This is a genomic window from Cupriavidus sp. DF5525, assembly GCF_040149425.2.
In the GTDB taxonomy this organism is placed as follows: Bacteria; Pseudomonadota; Gammaproteobacteria; order Burkholderiales; family Burkholderiaceae; genus Cupriavidus; species Cupriavidus pickettii_A.
In genome coordinates this window covers 1,352,155-1,367,960 of the sequence record NZ_CP168267.1, presented here as the reverse complement: position 1 = coordinate 1,367,960, position 15,806 = coordinate 1,352,155, and the positions used below count along the sequence as shown (strand labels likewise).

Annotated in this window: 13 protein-coding genes and 4 pseudogenes; 10 read left to right on the top strand and 7 right to left on the bottom strand. The window is 61.3% G+C overall.

What is annotated here, in order from left to right; genetic code table 11:
- Positions 1 to 229: 229 nt before the first annotated feature.
- Positions 230 to 910, bottom strand: coding sequence for an IS66 family transposase (locus ABNX08_RS40890; protein WP_374063824.1), 681 nt, complete (start codon positions 908 to 910; stop codon positions 230 to 232).
- Between the two features lie 1,127 nt (positions 911 to 2,037).
- Here ABNX08_RS40890 and ABNX08_RS40885 point away from each other — a divergent pair.
- The 3 genes from ABNX08_RS40885 to ABNX08_RS40875 are packed head-to-tail and all read left to right on the top strand — an operon-like array spanning position 2,038 to position 4,504.
- On the top strand, positions 2,038 to 2,838 hold the full coding sequence (locus tag ABNX08_RS40885; protein WP_349608163.1) for a site-specific integrase: 801 nt from the start codon (positions 2,038 to 2,040) through the stop codon (positions 2,836 to 2,838).
- A complete protein-coding gene (locus ABNX08_RS40880) occupies positions 2,835 to 3,803 on the top strand; it encodes a tyrosine-type recombinase/integrase (RefSeq protein WP_349608161.1) in 969 nt (322 codons plus the stop codon). The genes ABNX08_RS40885 and ABNX08_RS40880 overlap by 4 nt, the downstream gene beginning before the upstream one ends.
- Positions 3,800 to 4,504 carry a tyrosine-type recombinase/integrase gene (locus ABNX08_RS40875; protein ID WP_349608159.1) on the top strand — a complete coding sequence of 235 codons (705 nt, stop codon included), beginning with the start codon at positions 3,800 to 3,802 and terminating at the stop codon, positions 4,502 to 4,504. The genes ABNX08_RS40880 and ABNX08_RS40875 overlap by 4 nt, the downstream gene beginning before the upstream one ends.
- Here ABNX08_RS40875 and ABNX08_RS40870 read toward each other — a convergent pair.
- Positions 4,501 to 5,004 (bottom strand): IS630 family transposase, encoded by a 504-nt coding sequence (locus tag ABNX08_RS40870; protein ID WP_267606345.1) that lies wholly within the window; start codon positions 5,002 to 5,004, stop codon positions 4,501 to 4,503. The two genes, ABNX08_RS40875 and ABNX08_RS40870, sit on opposite strands and share 4 nt — an antisense overlap.
- Positions 5,005 to 5,014: 10 nt before the next feature.
- Positions 5,015 to 5,539, bottom strand: coding sequence for an IS630 family transposase (locus ABNX08_RS40865; RefSeq protein WP_374063752.1), 525 nt, complete (start codon positions 5,537 to 5,539; stop codon positions 5,015 to 5,017).
- 50 nt (positions 5,540 to 5,589) lie between these two features.
- Between ABNX08_RS40865 and ABNX08_RS40860 the strand changes: the two genes are divergently transcribed.
- Entirely contained in the window at positions 5,590 to 5,823 is a 234-nt protein-coding gene (locus ABNX08_RS40860; protein WP_367576177.1) for a tyrosine-type recombinase/integrase, read from the top strand.
- A 203-nt stretch (positions 5,824 to 6,026) separates the two neighbouring features.
- Here ABNX08_RS40860 and ABNX08_RS40855 read toward each other — a convergent pair.
- The 3 genes and pseudogenes from ABNX08_RS40855 to ABNX08_RS40845 all read right to left on the bottom strand — a co-directional run.
- Positions 6,027 to 7,031: pseudogene (locus ABNX08_RS40855) on the bottom strand (IS66 family transposase); the annotation flags it as partial.
- A gap of 42 nt (positions 7,032 to 7,073) precedes the next feature.
- Positions 7,074 to 7,421, bottom strand: coding sequence for an IS66 family insertion sequence element accessory protein TnpB (tnpB, locus tag ABNX08_RS40850; RefSeq protein WP_022536743.1), 348 nt, complete (start codon positions 7,419 to 7,421; stop codon positions 7,074 to 7,076).
- Between the two features lie 250 nt (positions 7,422 to 7,671).
- Positions 7,672 to 7,765, bottom strand: a pseudogene (locus ABNX08_RS40845) (transposase); the annotation flags it as partial.
- Positions 7,766 to 7,929: 164 nt separating this feature from the next.
- Between ABNX08_RS40845 and ABNX08_RS40840 the strand changes: the two are divergent.
- A pseudogene (locus tag ABNX08_RS40840) lies at positions 7,930 to 8,517 on the top strand (transposase); the annotation flags it as partial.
- A gap of 754 nt (positions 8,518 to 9,271) precedes the next feature.
- Here ABNX08_RS40840 and ABNX08_RS40835 read toward each other — a convergent pair.
- A complete protein-coding gene (locus ABNX08_RS40835) occupies positions 9,272 to 9,592 on the bottom strand; it encodes a helix-turn-helix transcriptional regulator (protein ID WP_349606208.1) in 321 nt (106 codons plus the stop codon).
- A gap of 289 nt (positions 9,593 to 9,881) precedes the next feature.
- Between ABNX08_RS40835 and ABNX08_RS40830 the strand changes: the two genes are divergently transcribed.
- From ABNX08_RS40830 to ABNX08_RS40810, 5 genes and pseudogenes are all read left to right on the top strand, one after another.
- On the top strand, positions 9,882 to 10,232 hold the full coding sequence (locus tag ABNX08_RS40830; protein WP_349606207.1) for a DUF2958 domain-containing protein: 351 nt from the start codon (positions 9,882 to 9,884) through the stop codon (positions 10,230 to 10,232).
- A gap of 408 nt (positions 10,233 to 10,640) precedes the next feature.
- A complete protein-coding gene (locus ABNX08_RS40825; protein ID WP_374063755.1) occupies positions 10,641 to 11,987 on the top strand; it encodes an MFS transporter in 1,347 nt (448 codons plus the stop codon).
- A gap of 14 nt (positions 11,988 to 12,001) precedes the next feature.
- Positions 12,002 to 12,694: a helix-turn-helix transcriptional regulator gene (locus ABNX08_RS40820; protein WP_349606205.1), complete on the top strand. Its 693-nt coding sequence runs from the start codon at positions 12,002 to 12,004 to the stop codon at positions 12,692 to 12,694.
- A gap of 325 nt (positions 12,695 to 13,019) precedes the next feature.
- Positions 13,020 to 13,533: pseudogene (locus ABNX08_RS40815) on the top strand (DUF3158 family protein); the annotation flags it as partial.
- A 1,157-nt stretch (positions 13,534 to 14,690) separates the two neighbouring features.
- A complete protein-coding gene (locus ABNX08_RS40810; RefSeq protein ID WP_349606204.1) occupies positions 14,691 to 15,293 on the top strand; it encodes a transposase in 603 nt (200 codons plus the stop codon).
- The last annotated feature ends 513 nt before the right edge of the window (positions 15,294 to 15,806 follow it).

The following is a 15,806-nucleotide window of genomic DNA, read 5'->3' as shown; positions in this document are numbered from 1 at the left end:
CGCGCCGTTACTCGGTAACGAAGCGAGAGATGCTGGAGCGGTTGATCGTGCGGGCTGACGACGCGATTGTCCGCAGACTCGATCCGGACTCGCCTGATTGGGACACGTACTTCTTCGCTCGCCGGGCGCCCAGCCACGTTACCGGGTAACGGAGTGTTTTGTGCAGGCGAGTGGGGGCGCTTCCACGCCGTGAGCCGTGAAGCGGGGTCATTCAGACGGCAGCAGTTGGTCAGGCGCCTGGCGGCGCGGTGGGCAGGTTCCGCAGGTGTGCGTGGGCACGCCAGGGCAGCAATTCTTCAACGCGGTTGATCGGGTGATCGGCAATGCCGGTCAGCACATGGCACAGGTAGGCGCGCGGGTCGATGCCATTGAGCTTGCACGAGGCGACCAGCGAATACATGGCCGCCGCCCGTTCGCCGCCGCTGTCGGAACCGGCAAACAAGAAGTTCTTGCGGCCCAGGGCGACACAGCGCAGCGCGTTCTCGGCGATGTTGTTGTCAATCTCGGCGGTCCCGTCGTCGCAGTACAACGTCAGCGCATCCCACTGGTTGAGCGTGTATTGGATCGCCTTGGCCGTCTCGGATTTTGCCGACAACGTCTGCAGTTTCGCCCTGAGCCAGGCGCCGTAGCGCTCAAGCAGAGGGCGGGCTTTCTCCTGGCGCACCCGCAGCCGCTCAGCCGGCGGTTTGCCGCGGATGCCGGCCTCGATGGCGTAAAGCTCACCGATACAACGCAGTGCCTCGGCAGTCGTTTCGGACGGCGTGCGCACGTGAATGTCGTAGAACTTGCGTCGCGCATGCGCAGTATCTGGAGCTCCAGATACTGCGCAGTATCCCGAGTACGGTTTTATGTGGGGTGAGCGCCGTTCGGGCGCCAACGGACGAGTTTGAAGGGCCAAGCGACTCGGCATATTATCTGTCTGGACGCTATGCGTGTACGGCGTCTGGGCGGTGAACATGCAGATCCCACTGCGAACGGAATCAAGTGCCGAGAGCTACGTCGCGAATCGCGAATGGCTGATCGCACGTCTGGACCGTTGTCCGTTGCATCCCTCTGGCGGTTGCTCGTTTGCTCGCCATGGCACCTATCGGCGCGCGGCACCATCAGGGATGCGCCTAGGTGGTACTGTCCTCAGGGACACCGAACTTTCAGTCTCCTGCCTGACTTTCTCGCCGCAAGGCTGCCTGGGCTGCTTGCCTCGATCGACGCTGCAGTCGCAAGCTTGCCGCGTATGCACAGCATGGAGGCGGCTGCCGATGCTCTACGACGGGACGACGTGAGTTTGCCTGCCGCTGTACGTTGGTTGCGCCGCAGGGTACGCGCGGTTGACGCGGCACTGCATGCGGTAGCTTCCCTGCGACTGCCAACGCCGGGTGTACCGCAAAGGGGCTGCATGCCCGGCGAAGCCAGCCCGTACTGGACGCTACTGGAATTGAGGCATGCTCTCCCAGCACAGATGCTCAGCGAACTACCGGCCCCGCTGGGTTTTCTGAGATTGCAGCGAAGCGCATGGATCCGTCGTGCGCTTGACCAACAAGACACGGGGCCTGACGGCAAGCACGAGACGATTTACGCTGCAGCGGTCAACTGTGAGCAAACATTATGCAGCTCGATCCGAGCGATACACGCCGATCCAGACCGTCCCCGACGACGAGCGAGATCATCCATGTGTGGCGTGACGACCGCTCCGTAAAGGACGGCAGTGCCTACGTGTATCTCCGGTGGATCAGGCGCTTCAGGGCATATTGCGACCAGCGCGGACTGCATGAGCAAGCCCAGTTGACTCTCTATGGTGCACGTCGCTTCGTCGATTGGTATTCCCGACGGCATGATATAGGTCCCGACGCAGCGGCGAACGCTAGGACTGCGGTTCACGAATTGAATCGTGTTTATTGCGCGCTCGGAAGGGAAGCGCCGCCCTGGCGGGTTGCGCCGGTTGCCAGTTGCCCTGCGACGGGGGTACTGCGCGCATACACGGATCACCTCATAGCACATCGCGGCAGCCCGCAGACGACTGTGCACAAGAGGCTGATCCACATGGGCTATTTTCTGGAGCATCTTCGCAAGTGCGGTCAGACCTGGCGCTCCATGACTCTGGTTGATATCGATACGTTTCTCGTTGACTGCAGTCATCGATACGCCCGTACCACGACGGCCGACATCGCTGGCAGCATCCGGTCTTTCGCGCGCTTTCTGATTGCCACGGGTCGCAGCCGGCGCAATCTCGCCGATTCAGTAATAGCGCCCGTACAGCCAAAGTATGAGCGTCCACGTCGGGCGCTGCCGTGGGAGGATGTGCAGCGGTTGCTCCATGCCGTTAGCCGGTCAAATCCATGTGGTCTGCGCGACTACGCGATACTGCTAATGATGAGCACCTATGGCTTCGGCGCCGGCGAAGTGATCGGGCTGCGACTTGACGATATCAACTGGAGCGCCGCCACGTTTCGGGTGATTCGACCGAAGACCGGAACGGCCTTCACGTTACCGCTGCTGCCGGCCGTCGCGAGGGCACTGGCTCTCTATCTTCGCGACGGAAGACCACCACACGCAACGACCCGCTATCTATTTCTTCAGTGCAAGTTGCCATTCGCCCCTCTGACTTGCGCATCCGCGGTGCGGCACATCGTGGTCAAGCATGCCACCGTGGCCGGCTTGACAGCTACTTACCTCGGCAGCCATGTGCTACGACACTCCAACGCATCACGTCAAATCGACCTTGGTGCGGACCCGCAGGTAGTCTCCGATATTCTTGGTCATCGTGACCCGGATTCAATTTCTGCATACATACGCATTGCAACGGAGTCGTTGCGGGACGTTTCACTGCCGGTGCCATCATGAGGACACTTGTGACAGCGAGAGGTCTGGCCCGTGACGCAGCGGACTTTCTGAACTTCCGGCGCGCCATGGGCGTGCAATATCACCGCGGCGAGTTTGTGCTCAAAGGCTTCGTGCTGTTCATTGCCGAACAATGGGGCGAGCAGACCGTGGCTCTTGATGAGGCTATCCGGAGATGGTCGTCGCGTGTCGCCGGACGCAAGGCCGTCACGGTGAGCCAGGAATTCGGGGTGGTCCGCCAGTTGTGCCTTTACAGGCGCCGCACCGATCCATGGGGATATGTTCCCGAACATGCGCTCGCGCCAGTCAAGGAATCGCCGTTTCTCCCGTACATCTTCTCGCATGAAGAAGTGCTTCGGCTCCTGCATGCAGCGAGTAGCCATCGCGGTCGCTGGATCTGGGGGCCAATGTTTCGCGCATTGATGCTGGTGCTTTACTGCACTGGCCTGCGACTGGGAGAAGCGGTCCACCTGCAAATGGAGGACGTAGATCTCCGCCGCAACACGTTCCTGGTGTCGCACAGTAAAGGGCGATCCCGCATCGTGGCATTTCGACCGGATCTGGCCAGGGAACTGCATCAATACCTGGAGGCACGTCGACAACTCCTTCGGAATTGTCGCGCCCAGGATCCGCAAGCGTTGTTCATTCGTCTGGATGGCACACCACTTACGGTGAAGTCCGCATCCGAGGCAATTCGGCGGTTGCTTCGGCAATTGGCGATCAAACCACCTGCCGGCAGGATCGGACCGAGACCGTACGAATTCCGCCATGCCTTCGCGGTGCATCGCCTCACGGCATGGGCATCTGCCGGAATGGATGTCCACGCAAAGCTACCCTGGCTATCGGCCTATCTGGGTCACCAGGACGTGCTCGGTACAGAGGTCTACCTGAAGGCGACCCCACAACTGCTGGATCTCGCCAGCAGACAGCTCGAGAATCATCTGCGCCATGCGCATACTCCAGAATGAAGAATGCACCGTCCGCAGCCTTGTTCATTCGGGTTGAGTCGTTCTTTGCCGATTACCTGCAACGCGCGCGCGGTGCTAGCATCCATACGGTGCGCGCCTATCGCGACGCCTTGAAGCTTTTCTTTGAGTTCGTCGCGACGAACAAGGGGTGCAGCGTTTCGGCTATTGATCTTGGTGACATGAATGCTGCAACGGTTTCCCGTTTCCTACTTCATCTCGAGACGGACCGTTCAAACTCGGTGGCAACGCGCAACTGTCGACGTACCGCTATTCGAAGCTTCTTCAAGCACCTGCTGCGCACAGACATCGTCCACTCGCAACAGTATGCCGGAGCGCTCGCAATTCCGGCAAAGAAGGCACGACATCAGCCGGCGACCTATCTGGAAGCTGACGAGGTCCGTGCGATTCTCGCAACGCCCAACACAAAGACGATTCGTGGGCATCGCGACTACGCATTACTTCTGTTTCTCTACAATACCGGCGCGCGTGTCAGTGAAGCGGCTGGTCTTTGTTGGAACGACCTGCAACTAGCCTCTCCACGGCAGGTCCGGCTCCACGGTAAAGGTCGAAAGGATCGACTCCTGCCGTTGTGGCGTGAGACTGCCGATGCGCTTCGCCGGCTAGGAACGATCAACCATCCGGACACACAGCCTCATGTTTTTCTCAATCGCCATGGAGAGGCGCTAAACACAGCGTCTTAAATAATGCAGCATAGTCGTCGTAGTACCTCGTTTGGTCTCTTCCATTGCTGGAAGCAGGCGTCGACTGCCGAGAGAACTTCTACGAGGGTGGCGAAGTACCGGTTATGTAACCCCAGGCGCCGTGTCAGTTTCCATACGCGTTCGATAGGCGCCAGTTGCGGGCTGTATGGTGGCAGGAACAACAACGTCATGTGCCGCCTGTATTTGTGCAGTAACGGTTTGAGCAGGACGGCATGGTGGTACTTTGCGTTGTCCAGGACCACGACGATGCGCTTGCCGCGACGTCGATGGCGGAGTAGTTGGCGAAGAAAGGATGCAAACGTTTCTGCGTTGAAGACAGGGCATACCTGCCAGACGAAGCGACCCGTGCTCAGACTGACGGCGCCAAAACATGCCACCGACTTTCGCGTCGGCGCATGCATCAACACCGGATCGCGGATCTCCGGGGCCACCCACATGCGACAGCGCGATCCGTGTTGCTGGAAATGGCATTCGTCCAGGCTCCATAACTCAATGTCGTCGCGCTTTGACAGTCGCCGCAGTTTTTTTTACCGCCGCAACGCGAACGGGATCAGACTGGGCGACCTGCGGGCGCGGCTTGCGCAGCCGGAAACCCATCTGGCGAAACAGCCTCTGGCACTGCCGCACGCCCAGTTTGATGCCATAGCGCTGACGCAAGTGCTCCGATAGAACGGGCCCATCCCACAGGCCCGCTTCAAATCCGAAGTCGCGTGGTGTCTTGCGCAGATCCGCCTCGATGCGACGCCATTGCGAGTCATTCAACGCACGCGGGCGACCGGGCCGTTCACCTTCCCGCAATCCGTCGAAACCGCCCCGCTCGAAACGTCGGACCCATCGCTGAACTGTCGTGGCCGCTTGACCGAACATCTGGCCCACTTCAGTGCACGAGTAACCGCTGCTGACCAGCAGCACCCCGTGCAGGCGGTGGTCATACCGCGACTCCTCGCTTCGCTCGATCTCCTGTCGAATCGCCAACTGCATTATCTGTGCGTCTGCAATCTCGAGTCTGCGCATGGCTGCCTCTCCATTAGAGTAACCACGCAATCATACATGCTGCAATACTTATGTCGTCATGTTTAAGTCGTGACGGGATTGCCTACATTCTGCGCCGGCACGTGCAAGCCGCGGCTCAGCAACTGCCGGCGCTCGCTCATAAGCGGGTCACGCCACATGTACTGAGGCACAGTTGTGCTGTCGGATTGCTGCAATCGGGTAACGCCTTGCCGGTGATTCGCGACTATCTTGGTCATGCAAGCATGCGACAACCGGACGCTACATCGAGACAAACCTTCAGATGAAGCGCGATGCCCTGGAAACGTTCTGGCGGCATGCTGGGATCGAGCCTGCTCGTGCGAGATCATGGAAACCGAAACCCGACCTTCTCGCGTTTCTGAGTTCGCTGTGAGCGATAAGATTTATGTGGTGACGCGGGAGCATCCGAAGTCCACGTACAAAGCGTCGACCGATCGATGCTCGGCATAAAACCGTACTCGGGATACTGCGCATGGCATGCCGCTTCGCGAACCGAGCCGTCTGCAAACAACTCGTTGAAGCCGGCGTATGCGTCCGCCTGCAGAATGCCGCCAAATCCGCTCAGATGGCGCTGAGGATGCTCCCCCCTGCGGTTGGGCGAATATGCGAACCATACCGCAGGCGGTTCTGCCGAGCCTGCCCGGGTATCGTCGCGCACATAGACCCACAGCCGGCCAGTTCGCGTCTTCTTGTTGCCAGGCGCAAGCACGGGAATCGGCGTGTCGTCGGCGTGCAGCTTGGTACCGGCTATCACGTAGCGGCGCAAGGCCTGCACCAGCGGATCGAGCAATGCCTCGCACATGCCGACCCATCGGCCCATGCTGGCCGGGTCCAGCGTGACGTTCTCGCGTGCGGCGATGGCCGACTGTCGGTACAGCGGTTGATGGTCGGCATATTTGGCCACGAGGATGTCGGCGAGCAAGCTCGGGTGGGCAATGCCGCGCTCGATCGGCAAGCTCGGTGCCGCCGGCTGCGCGATGTGCCGGCAGCAGGCGCAGATCTTCTTGCGCCGGACGGTGCGAATGACCTTGAACGCCGCCGCGATACGGCCAAGCTGTTCGGACACGTCCTCGCCCAGCGGTTGCATCTGGCCGCCGCACTCGGGGCAACTCGCCTCGGGCTCAAGCACCTGTTCCTCGTGCGGCAGGTGGTCCGGCAGGGCTTCGCGCGAAGCGCGCTGATGGCTGGGCGCCTTGCTCTCGCCGCTTGCCGGCGCTTCGCGAACCTCTGCCGCACCGCGGCTGCCAGTCAGGTCCTCCAGCCGGGTCTCCAGGCGTGCAATCTCCCGGTCCAGTTGCTCAGATCTGCGACCGAACTGCATGCGCTTGAGCTTCTCGATCTGCGCCTTGAGTTGTTCGATTTCCAGATCGCGCTCGACCAGATCCTGCCGCATTCGCGACAGCGACGCCTGGGCCTCGAGCAACATGGCTTTGAGGGCATCGATGTCGTCAGGAAGGTCGTTGGCATCCGGCATGCCGCGCAGTTTACGCAGGTGCCGCGCCGTTTACAACAGCGTTTACAACATCGACAGCGGCTCGGCCGTGCGGCGCGGTTGCCGCCAGTCGATCCCCTCGAGCAGCATCGACAGTTGCGCGTGTGTCAGGTGGATCTTGCCGCTGTCGGCCTGAGGCCAGACGAAACGGCCGCGCTCGAGCCGCTTGGCGAGCAGCCAAAGTCCGTCACTGGTGGCCCAGAGAATCTTGACCAGGTCCCCTCGGCGGCCCCGGAAGATAAACACGTGGCCACCCAGCGGGTTTTCCTGCAGCGCGGTCTGCACCTTCGCGGCCAGGCCATGGAAGCCGCAGCGCATGTCGGTCGCTCCCGCTGCCATCCAGATGCGCGTGCCCGCCGGCAAGCCAATCATCGGGACAGCTCGCGAATCAGCAGGCGCAGCATATCCGGCGCCACCTCGCCGCGAATCCGCAAGCGCGCACGGTCGAATTCAATCTCGCAGACATTCTCGGACGGCTGTGCTGCACTGAGCGGCGCCGCCGGCGTATGCGCGGCCGCCTCGGCGACGATGCTCACCGGCAACAGTGCCGGCACCGTTGTCTCCTGTTTCGTCGCTACGCCCTCAGCCGACGTCGGCAACCCGTAAGCTCCGTCCAGATAATGCCGCCGCCACTTGAACAGCAGGTTCGCGTTGATATCGTTGCTGCGCGCGACCAGCGCCACCGACGCGCCTGGCTCAAATGATTGTTCGACCAGCCGCCGTTTGAACTCGGCCGGGAAGTTCGGCCGCTTGTACACGCCGCCAGCACGGCGCCCACTCAACGTCTTGTCCACTTTGGTGTCCGCAATAATTTGGTGGGCACCAAATTACCCAAGACCTCAATCAGTGCGCCAGAACGGTCTTCGTGAGGCGCTTACGCGACGACGATAGCGGCAACTTCAGGGGGCACCAGCGCAGCAACGAGACGCATCAATCCAGTACCGATCCAGATGCGAAGCTTTATCGCAAAGGCAAGACTGGCAGTGAACTGCGCTACATGGGGCATACGTTGAGTGACAACCGCCACGGCCTGGTGGTCAGCGCCCTGGTGAGCACCGCTGATGGACACGCCGAGCGCGAGGCTGCCAAAGTCATGCTCAACGATGCCCGGCAGGTGACGGACAATCCGGACACCGAAATCACAGTGGGCGCAGACAAGGGCTACGACGCGCAGGAGTTTATTGAGGCCTGCCTGGAGATGAAGGTGACGCCGCATGTGGCGCAAAACACCTCGGGTCGGCGCTCGGCGGTTCCTGATGCCATTGCCCGCAGCGAGGGATATGCCATCTCGCAGCAAAAGCGCAAGCTGATCGAGCAAGGCTTCGGCTGGGTCAAGACGGTTGGGCGCATGCGCCAGGTGATGGTGCGCGGACTGAAGCGAGTCGACCAGATGTTCGTGCTGAGCATGGCCGCCTACAACCTCGTGCGCATGCGTTCGCTGGGACAAATCCGTCCGCAGTTGCAGTAAGCGGGCAAAGAAGGCCGGACATGGGCGCCCAACAGCCGAAAAACTCGATTCAGGGGCGCGTAGCTTCCGGATTGTGAAATCAAGCAGGGCTTACCTGCACAGGCGGAAAGCATACCGTTTGTGCGGGGAGTACTTCAGCAGCCTGCTAGTGAGTTCGTCGGGAGCTCTTCCTACGGGCGATGTCATCTATTTTGTGACTTCGGTAGGAAATTTCCATCTTTTTTGAAAATAGTGAAGATTTGATTCACAGAAAAGGTGGCTAGGTCTTTGATTTGTAAGACCCCTCTTGCCGACTATTTTGTGGGCCGACAGCCACTGTAGTGTAGGAAACCGGAATTAGCTGGACCACGTGCGCTTTTGCTGAACTAGAAATTCGGAATTAGCTGGACTGGCGCACAGCGCTACCGATTTGGCGGGGCGTGATGTATCGTTAACATCACTTTTCCCGGTTTGTAATCATTGGGTGGCAGATCGGCTTTTGCAGCCGCCAACGGCAGGAAAGTGCGTATTCGAGAATTCAGAGGCCTTTGAATCCGTTGGTCGCGTGTTCGAGTCACACACGACCCACCAGCATTGGCGCGGGCTTGCAGGCGATTATTTCTCGTCGGCAGGCCCGTTTTGTTTTTTGGGGTTAGCGGCCAAGCAGGGACGCTCCCGACGCCACGCCGGCGCGAACCCGGAGCGAGCGGAGCACTAGCAACTCAGTGGGGCGGACGATATCGTCATTCGCACCACTGTTTTGCAGAGCCACCATCTACTTAGCCTTGCTAGGGGGCTCTTTGTCAGGGAGCGCAGCCTTTTCCATGACCGGCAACAGCGTCTCGGCCTGCAGCAGCAGTTGCGAGACACGGACGTTCAGCGCTGTCGCAATTCGCTCGATCGTGCGCAAATTCGGGGATCCGTCGCCTCTCTCCACGCGACTCACTGCTGCAGTCTGCAAGCCTGCTCGTTCGGCCAAGGCTTCCTGATTCAGGCCAATGGCCTTGCGTCGGAACCTTACTGCTTCGCCGAATGCCTGCTCGAGTTTCATATCCTGCACTTCGTTGCCAAAGATTTGCAGTTTTCGGGTGCGCAACTCCTCCGTCCAGACTCGAATTTGCTAAAAATATACTAATTCATATAAAATGAGCGAAGAGGATGGTTTATTTGCACGCTTGCCGCCCTTGGTGCTACTTATGCGTCTCATCGGATTGCTCGCACTGCGATTCACGCCACCGCGGGGAAGTGCTCAACGCGGGCGCACGCCGCTTGCCGTAATCCCGGCCCGCACCGGACCGGGTTGGGGTGTGACGGCCCGCGCGATGAGCGTGCGCCATGTCTCGCCTTGCTCCGCCGTGGACTGAACCTGTCAGGAGACTGTAACCATGATCCCAACCCTCATCACCGCAGAGCAACGCACGCAATTGCTCGCAAACGGCCAGGCAAACGCAGCCGGCCACGCTGGCGACCCGCTGCCGGTGGTACGGCTCTTTACCCTGGATGCGCATGCGACCTGGCTACTGGCCGCGCTCGACCCGGCCGACGGTGACACCGCCTACGGTCTGTGCGACGTGGGTATCGGCATGCCCGAACTGGGCCATGTGAAGCTGTCCGACCTCGCATCCATCGTTGGGCCGCTTAAAAGGCCGATTCTTCGCGACCTGTACTTCCGGCCTACGCGACCGCTATCGGCGTATGCGCAGCTGGCGCAGCTCGACGGTTCGATCCCCGACTGACCGAACCAGCTGGCCCACCCTGGTAGGCCGGCCCGAGAGGCCCTGCGCCGCCTCATTGGTTGCACCATGGGCCGCCGCTGCTGCTCAGAGCAAAGAACATGGAAAGACCGATAAGGCGGGACCTGAGGCGCTTGCTCGAGCCTCGGAAGATCCAAAGCCTGACGCCTCTAGGCGATATCTCGTTGACGAGCTGGTAGAGCGGCTGTGAGAAGAGCCCCCGCCTGAGATACGGCTTGATGTCTCAGCGGCTGGCCGTTTCCATGCAGGCGTGGCGCATCGGACGATGCCGGGGCGGCATCGCTCTCGGGCGACCGTCCGGGTCTTGGCCTCAGAAGGCGAGCCCTAATCGAAGTCCGTTTGATCACTACCCGACGAGGACTGAACGTGAATCCACAACAAGAACCGCAGTTGAAACCTCTGAACGCACCGGGCGGCGTCTTGCCCGCACCGGCACGCACGCTGGCTGCTCGCGACTACAAGACCTTGGCCCTGGCTGCCCTTGGCGGCACGCTCGAATTCTACGACTTCGTCATCTACGTCTTCTTCGTCACGGTGCTGGGGGCGCTATTCTTCCCGGCCACCATGCCTGACTGGCTGCGACAACTGCAGACCTTCGGCATTTTCGCCGCCGGCTACCTGGCACGGCCGCTGGGCGGCATCGTGATCGCACACTTTGGTGACCGGCTCGGCCGCAAGCGCATGTTCACGCTCTCGATCTTGCTGATGGCCGCGCCCACGCTGATTATCGGCCTGCTGCCCACCTACGCCAGCATCGGCGTAGCGGCGCCGCTGCTGCTGCTGGCGATGCGCGTGCTACAGGGCGCGGCCATCGGTGGCGAGATGCCCGGAGCCTGGGTGTTTGTCGGCGAACACGTGCCGAGCCGGCATTACGGTTTCGGCATCGGCACGCTGACCGCTGGCATCACGGGCGGCATCCTGCTGGGTTCGCTCGTTGCTGTCGCCATCAATGGCCACTACTCGCCTGAGCAGGTGAGCGACTTCGCCTGGCGCATTCCCTTCCTCCTGGGCGGTGTCTTCGGGCTTGTGTCCGTGTACCTGCGCCGGTTCCTGCATGAGACCCCCGTGTTCCGCGAGTTGGCTGACCGCAGCAATCTGGCGCGCGAACTGCCGATCCGCACCGTGCTGCGCGATCACCGCTCGGCCAGTCTGTTCGTCGCACTGCTGACCTGGGTACTTTCCACCTCGATCGTCGTGGTCGTGCTGTATACACCCGCCTACCTGCAGAAGGCCCACCACATACCCGCCGCGCTCGCGCTCGAGACCAATGCGTTCGCCACCCTCACGCTGACCATCGGCTGCATGATTGTCGGGTGGGCATGCGACCGCATCGGCACCCGGGCCGTCATGCTGATCGGCTGGGGCGGACTCTTCATGACCGCTTACCTCTTCTACGGCAGCCTGCCCGGCACGCCTGGCACGCTGTTCTGGCACTACGGACTGCTGGGTCTGTTCGTCGGCACCATCGCCACCGTGCCGATTGCCGGCGTGCGCGCCTTTCCGGCACCGGTGCGGTTCACCGGTCTCTCGTTTGCCTACAACATGTCTTACGCAGTCTTTGGCGGCCTCACGCCGATGATTCTCACGCTGTGGCTGCAGCACGACACCATGGCGCCTGCTCACTATGTGGCAGTGCTGGCCGCTGTCGGGTTTTCGCTTGCGCTCTGGCCCCTCGCCAGGTGCGGCCATGCCATGCGCAATGACGTGGCCAGCACGGCTGGCCACGTCGGTCGATAACGAAGGAGCACGAAATGAATGCGACGGAAAACACGCCACCATTACGCCTGCTGACCCCCGCCGAGCTGGCTGTCTGCATCAAGGTGTTCCGCGACGCCCGGCAATGGACTCAGGAGCAGTTGGCCGTGATCGCCGGGCTCAACGTGCGAACCGTTCAGCGCGTCGAGCAAGGCTGGCCCGCCGGCCCCGACACCTGCCGGGCGCTGGCCAGGGCGTTCGATTTCTTGGACATCGACGCGCTCAACAAGCCATTCGCGATTCCACCCGAAGACGAACTCAAGGCTGCGCAGGAACAGTTCGACCACGAGCACGTCACCTTCGCGGCGATTCGGCTGACCACGGGTAAGCAGTTGGCCGAGCTGGCGCAGACTAGCACGATGGATATGTCGCAGCTGGCCTTCGAGATGGGCGGCGAAGCGGATAAACGCTTCGCCGCGCTGATGGAATATTTCCGCAACTACCGGGATGGCCTGGACGCCTACAGCGAAGCGCAGAAGCGCGAGGCGTCTGACACGATGCAAGCCAACATCGATGTGCTCAAGACCCTTGGCGTTTCGCTATGCTATGCCGAGCGCAAAGTGCTGCTGAAGGGGGGCTCGGACCCGGACAGGCCAATGCCAGCTAACGTCCTGTACGTGATCGGGTTTCCGCTCGGCAAGGAACCCAAGCTATTCGCCACGCCAACTTCCGTTGATATTCGTCTGTAGAAGGCTGAAGGGTGAAGATTCACGCTTGCCAGCGCCGCTCTAAGCCGCCCTGGCGATTCGCCGTACGATGGATGGACGCCCATTGCCGCGGCCGTAAGTTGAATCTCCAAACGGCATCCCGCGCAACGGCCGCCAAGTACGGATGCGGCAGCCAGCGGGCAGGCGGTACATGATGCTCGACTGTTCGAGCTTCGCTGCCGAAACGTGGATGGTAAGCGGGCCGCCAGGTACAGAGCTCGAGAGGGTATGGCGCCCACAGCCCTACATGAACTAGCCGAACACTGCCGTGCTATCCCCACGGGATAGCTGGCACACCAAGCCTTCCATGCCCGTCCAGCCGACGCGCTTCACGGCGCTGGAACAGGTGGACTTCCAGCGACTGGAACACGCAGCCTACCTAAAAGGCCTTTTACAACCTTTTAAAGGTAAGGGGAGTCTGGAGGCATTGGGCCAGCCAGTGCCTGGCGCTGCGCGACAGCTTGATCGTCCTGGCACAGCGACGCGTGCTGCCCCAGGCGAGGGCCTACCCCTTCAACCTGCTCGATGTGCAACTGGCCCTGCAAACCACTGGCGCAGGGACGACCGTCCTGCGCTGGCGCAATATTGACCGCTCATCCTCGGGCGTGGCCTTGTGGGAATCGCTGCTCGGCCACCCCGCAATACCGGCCTCGCTGATCGACGACCTGTACGCGATGGAGCTGCAGCGCATCGCGCTGAACATGCAGATCAGCCTGACCCACAGCGTCGCCTGCCACGCCAAGGAATGCGCTAGCAACATGGCACAGGCCGAGGCGATTCACCTGCGGCGTATCCTGGGCTATCCCCTGGGGATAGTTCCACTGCGGTCCACGGGGTTCCACCCGCCCTCCCGAGATGAGTTTCCCGCCCCGCAGGCTGCCGCCATCGACGCATACCACTGCGGCAACCGTTTTCCATCGATCATAAATCGGTATCCATGCCGTCCGGCCTTCTTGCTGCCGGTCTCATTCGGCGCAGTTATGCTGTCGCCCATCTGATGAACCGCACATTTAGAAGGAAGCTTCATGCCCGGAGGCAGACGCCGACGCTGAAGACCTCGGAGGGCAGCGCGGCGCATCGCGCTGGCGGCGTGCATCTTCTAGTCCATTGAATCACTGGATGTATCGTGACCATATGCTTGGGCATGCAAAGAACGATGCGGACGAGCGGACACCTGGAAGCCGTCATGCGCGAGCGCCACGGGCAATGCGGCCCTTGCGTGACGCGCACTTTGGGCCGATGGAGAGCGCCGGGTAAGACTCGCTCCAAGCTTGCTTGCAACGACGGATTCATCTCGCGATGGACGTCGGCGTAAGAGGCGCAAGGGCTGGCCGGTCTGGTGTCGTTCCATCTTGGCAGGGCGCCCAAGCGCCCGGTGGCCAAGCTGGAGGCGCGTGTGTTGGAGCGAACTTGCATACTCTATTTCAGTCTGATTCAAGACGACCGCGGCCCAGATCGACATATTTCAGCGCCGCATGGAAGACAGTCCAACCTTTCCGTGGCTCTCGGCGATCTTTCGGTGCCAGCGACAATCTACGTCTGGCTGATTGGGGAAGAAGAGGGCAGCACAGCCTGTTCTGGTCGCCGGAGCAAACGGCAGCCAGACGGCCAACCCTAGCGCTCCGCCCATCGTGCCGCCTCGCACTCGTGCAGATTAAGTCCCGGACGCTGCTGAGAGCTGGCCTTCTGTCGTGAAGTGTAGTAAAGATGGCTCTCCAGCACTTTGTGTGACGGCCGCGTCGAGGGCTTGATTTCGGGCCGATCTGGCCCTACGTTAATCGTTACCCTGAGCCAGGTTCTCGGTGGGATCGATCGTATTCTCGCCCGTGTGGGTAAGCGCGTCGTCTCCAGCGACGGGCGAGGGGAAACCATCACTGTCGAAGCCTGCAGTAAGGTTCGTGCGGCAACTTGTCCTGCTTGCCGCTGTTGGAGTCACCGACGCCACGGCAGCTATGTGTGCAGGCTGGAAGAACGTCAGATGCTCGAGCAGCGGGTTGTTCTCGCCGTTGAGGTGCGTCGCTTCAAGTGTGCGAACGCCGGCTGCCCGCGTCGTACGTTTGCCGAGAACATCCACGCCTTGGCCGGTCGGCACCAACGTCGTACGCAATCGCAGGCTCGGGCGTTGCACGCGCTGGGCTACGCCCTCGGTGGTGAGGCGGCGGCCCGGCTTGCTAACGTCTTGGGCTTGCGCACCAGTGCCGACACCGTGCTGCGGGAGTTGCGAAGAGCTCCTGGGCGCAAGCGCAAACCACGACCGCGGGTCGTCGGCATCGATGACTGGGCGATCGCGCGCGGTCATCAGTACGGAACGATCATCGTCGACCTGGAGCGACGTGAGCCGATCGAAGTGTTCGCCGGCAGGGAAGCCATTGCGGTGGCTGCGTGGATGCGTGCGCACCCATCGATCGAGATCGTCGCCAGGGACCGGGCCGGGGCCTATTCCGAAGCGGTCGACATCGCGCTGCCGGCAGCCAAGCATGGAGCAACGGCCAGACCGAGGGTCACGTCAACCGGCTCAAGTTCCTCAAGCGCCAGATGTATGGCCGCGCGAACATCGAGCTTCTGCGGCTGCGGGTATTGAAGCCAAGCTATACCGCTAAACCGGCCTGCCTTGTCCTGCTGGACCCGCTAGTCCGGTCGCCATCGCAGGCGGGTGAGCTCGTACGGCCAGGACGAGCCTGGCGGGCTCGCCCACGTTTGTCACAAGCAGAAGAATGGTGGTAGTGGGGCGGGGGAGACGACGGCAAGGTCCTCCACGCGAGTTCGCCGTCGTCACACAAATTGCGGAAGACCCGACTTTCCTTTGTTCTACGGCGGTGGAATGGGTGTTGCAGCACGCGGAGCCCCCTCAAGCATAGTGTCCTAGTTCTGGGTCGGCGGCAGATAGGAATGCCGCCTCATCATACGGCTGCTTGCAGGGAACAGGCCGACTTTTTGCGCAACCTGACGCTTAGCTGGGCAGAAGCAACTCATCACCACGGCTTGGTCTACCCGGGAACGGCGTTACTTGTGACGCTCTTTCCCGGGGATGCATGTCAGCGACGCAGTTGGGCCCTCTACGTGGCCGGCGCGTGCATCCTCGCGATCGTGTAGT

What these genes read in the sequence shown, in the direction of transcription:
- ABNX08_RS40890 (WP_374063824.1), bottom strand. Translation starts at nt 910, where the DNA reads ATGCCGAGTCGCTTGGCCCTTCAAACTCGTCCGTTGGCGCCCGAACGG.
- ABNX08_RS40885 (WP_349608163.1), top strand. Translation starts at nt 2,038, where the DNA reads ATGGGCTATTTTCTGGAGCATCTTCGCAAGTGCGGTCAGACCTGGCGC.
- ABNX08_RS40880 (WP_349608161.1), top strand. Translation starts at nt 2,835, where the DNA reads ATGAGGACACTTGTGACAGCGAGAGGTCTGGCCCGTGACGCAGCGGAC.
- ABNX08_RS40875 (WP_349608159.1), top strand. Translation starts at nt 3,800, where the DNA reads ATGAAGAATGCACCGTCCGCAGCCTTGTTCATTCGGGTTGAGTCGTTC.
- ABNX08_RS40865 (WP_374063752.1), bottom strand. Translation starts at nt 5,539, where the DNA reads ATGCGCAGACTCGAGATTGCAGACGCACAGATAATGCAGTTGGCGATT.
- ABNX08_RS40860 (WP_367576177.1), top strand. Translation starts at nt 5,590, where the DNA reads ATGTCGTCATGTTTAAGTCGTGACGGGATTGCCTACATTCTGCGCCGG.
- tnpB (WP_022536743.1), bottom strand. Translation starts at nt 7,421, where the DNA reads ATGATTGGCTTGCCGGCGGGCACGCGCATCTGGATGGCAGCGGGAGCG.
- ABNX08_RS40830 (WP_349606207.1), top strand. Translation starts at nt 9,882, where the DNA reads ATGATCCCAACCCTCATCACCGCAGAGCAACGCACGCAATTGCTCGCA.
- ABNX08_RS40820 (WP_349606205.1), top strand. Translation starts at nt 12,002, where the DNA reads ATGAATGCGACGGAAAACACGCCACCATTACGCCTGCTGACCCCCGCC.
- ABNX08_RS40810 (WP_349606204.1), top strand. Translation starts at nt 14,691, where the DNA reads ATGCTCGAGCAGCGGGTTGTTCTCGCCGTTGAGGTGCGTCGCTTCAAG.